Below are 3,463 nucleotides of genomic sequence, written 5' to 3' on the forward strand. Positions count from 1 at the left end.
AAAATATTGCGGCAGTCACTTACTCTCCCACAACCACCAAGTTGCAGTACCATCAGCGCGAATGGGCTTAGCTACCGGGATCGGAACGGTTAACCGGGCGTTTCCCCACCACTATCACCACCGCAAAACCAACAAACCACCACCACAACCCCACACAGAGTTGTCAGCGGTAGTGGTCCAAGAACCGCACAGCGAACGCGAACACCAAAAACTATGTCATGCGCACCCTTCACAAGGGCGCATTCTCTCATCACAACCAGAAAAGACTACTCATAGAAACATTCCTTCACACACACCAACCCCCAAAAGGATGGTTCAGTGAGTGATCGGTGTATTAGTACCAGTCAACTCCACACATTGCTGTGCTTCCATACCCGGCCTATCAACCCCATCATCTATAGGACACCTCCCCTGACAAAAGTCAGTTGGAAATCTCATCTCGGAGCCGGCTTCCCGCTTAGATGCTTTCAGCGGTTATCCATCCCGAACGTAGCCAACCAGCCATGCTCCTGGCGGAACAACTGGCACACCAGAGGTTCGTCCGTCCCGGTCCTCTCGTACTAAGGACAGACCTCCACAAATTTCCTACGCACGCAGCGGATAGGGACCGAACTGTCTCACGACGTTCTAAACCCAGCTCGCGTACCGCTTTAATGGGCGAACAGCCCAACCCTTGGGACCGACTCCAGCCCCAGGATGCGACGAGCCGACATCGAGGTGCCAAACCATGCCGTCGATATGGACTCTTGGGCAAGATCAGCCTGTTATCCCCGAGGTACCTTTTATCCGTTGAGCGACCACGCTTCCACAAGCCATGGCCGGGTCACTAGTCCCAGCTTTCGCTCCTGCTCGACACGTCCGTCTCACAGTCAAGCTCCCTTGTGCACTTACACTCGACACCTGATTGCCAACCAGGCTGAGGGAACCTTTGGGCGCCTCCGTTACTCTTTAGGAGGCAACCGCCCCAGTTAAACTACCCATCAGGCACTGTCCCTGAACCCGATCAGGGTCCGAAGTTAAGGAATCCACTATGGTCAGAGTGGTATTTCACCGATCGACTCCACCCCAACTAGCGTCAGGGCTTCCCAGTCTTCCACCTATCCTACACAAACCACACCGAATCCCAATACCAAACTATAGTGAAGGTCTCGGGGTCTTTCCGTCCTGCTGCGCGTAACGAGCATCTTTACTCGTAATGCAATTTCGCCGAGTTCGTGGTTGAGACAGCAGAGAAGTCGTTACGCCATTCGTGCAGGTCGGAACTTACCCGACAAGGAATTTCGCTACCTTAGGATGGTTATAGTTACCACCGCCGTTTACTGGGGCTTAAATTCTCCGCTTCACCCACAAAGTGGGTTAACAGGTCCTCTTAACCTTCCAGCACCGGGCAGGCGTCAGTCCGTATACATCGACTTACATCTTCGCACGGACCTGTGTTTTTAATAAACAGTCGCTTCTCTCTGGCCTCTGCGACCACCACCAGCACATCCCCAAGCAAGTTGGGTTCACCGGGATGGTCCCCCTTCTCCCGAAGTTACGGGGGCATTTTGCCGAGTTCCTTAACCACGATTCTCTCGATCACCTTAGTATTCTCTACTCGACCACCTGTGTCGGTTATAGGGTACGGGCAACACACACCCTCACGTCGATGCTTTTCTCGGCAGCAGAGGATCACCAGATCACCCCACCAATGTGGGGCGCCCATCAGCTCTCACACTCTATGTGGGGACGGATTTACCTACCCCCACGTGCTACAACCTTAGACCGTGACTACCATCGCACGGCCTGGCTACCTTTCTGCGTCACACCTCACGCTTACCGACTCCACACTCAGGTCCCCCACTCAAACCCAACCACAGGCCCGAAGGCCTGACGGGATCATCACGGGGTTAGTATCGTGTGTTTTGGTACTGTCGGTTGTGTGTCGGTACCAGAATATCAACTGGTTGTCCATCGACTACGCCTGTCGGCCTCGCCTTAGGTCCCGACTTACCCAGGGCGGATTAGCCTAGCCCTGGAACCCTTGGTCATCCGGTGGACGGGTTTCTCACCCGTCTTTCGCTACTCATGCCTGCATTCTCACTCGAATCGCCTCCACCACTCGTTCACACGGCAGCTTCTCCGGCAACTCGACGCTCCCCTACCCAACACCACACCATTACGGCTTAACTGTGGTGCTGCCACAACTTCGGCGGTGTACTTAGCCCCGCTACATTATCGGCGCTCAATCACTTGACCAGTGAGCTATTACGCACTCTTTCAAGGGTGGCTGCTTCTAAGCCAACCTCCTGGTTGTCTTCGCAACTGAACATCCTTTCCCACTGAGCACACGCTTAGGGGCCTTAGTTGATGGTCTGGGCTGTTTCCCTCTCGACAATGAAGCTTATCCCCCACTGTCTCACTGCCACGCTGAACCTTGACTGGCATTCGGAGTTTAGTTGACGTCAGTAACCCGGTAGGGCCCATCAGCCATCCAGTAGCTCTACCTCCAGCAAGAACCACGCAACGCTGCACCTAAATGCATTTCGGGGAGAACCAGCTATCACAGAGTTTGATTGGCCTTTCACCCCTAACCACAGGTCATCCCCTCCATTTTCAACTGAAGTGGGTGCGGGCCTCCACGCGCTCTTACACACGCTTCACCCTGCCCATGGCTAGATCACTCCGCTTCGGGTCTAGGACACGCGACTAGGTACGCCCTATTCGGACTCGCTTTCGCTACGGCTACCCCACACGGGTTAACCTCGCCACGCACCGCTAACTCGCAGGCTCATTCTTCAAAAGGCACGCCATCACAGTCATCTAGATACTGCTCTGACGGATTGTAAGCACATGGTTTCAGGTACTCTTTCACTCCCCTCCCGGGGTACTTTTCACCATTCCCTCACGGTACTATTCCGCTATCGGTCATCAGGAAGTATTTAGCCTTACCAGGTGGTCCTGGCAGATTCACACGAAATTCCACGAGTTCCGTGCTACTCGGGCACATACACACTGCAAACGGTTGACGTTTCGTCTACGGGACTCTCACCCACTCCGGTCCTGTTTCCCACCAGGTTCGACTACACCAACAACGTTCACAGACCGGTCATGCTGGACCGGACCACGTACACCCCACAACACCCCTGCAGCAACACCAGCACGCTTGACACTGCACAGGTTTAGGCTCATCCAGTTTCGCTCGCCACTACTCCCGGAATCATTGTTATTTTCTCTTCCTGCGGGTACTGAGATGTTTCACTTCCCCGCGTTCCCTCCACATGCCCTATATATTCAGACACGGGTCACCACCCTCACGAGTGGCGGGGTTTCCCCATTCGGAGACCCTCGGATCAACGCCTGTTTATCGGCTCCCCGAGGCTTATCGCAGATTTCCACGTCCTTCATCGGCTCCTGATGCCAAGGCATCCACCATGCGCTCTTACACACTCACCCAACCCCTCAAAGGGACCGGCTTCGTGTG

The 3,463-nt window shown here is 54.6% G+C and carries 2 rRNA genes; both read right to left on the reverse strand.

Annotated features, from left to right (window positions below):
- Positions 1-6: 6 nt before the first annotated feature.
- A 5S ribosomal RNA gene (gene rrf, locus ACSBQT_RS17795) occupies positions 7-125 on the reverse strand.
- Between the two features lie 189 nt (positions 126-314).
- Positions 315-3,435: ribosomal RNA gene (locus tag ACSBQT_RS17800) — 23S ribosomal RNA — on the reverse strand.
- Positions 3,436-3,463: the final 28 nt, after the last annotated feature.

It is taken from the genome of Brevibacterium sp. H602, assembly GCF_051172395.1.
In the GTDB taxonomy this organism is placed as follows: domain Bacteria; phylum Actinomycetota; class Actinomycetes; order Actinomycetales; family Brevibacteriaceae; genus Brevibacterium.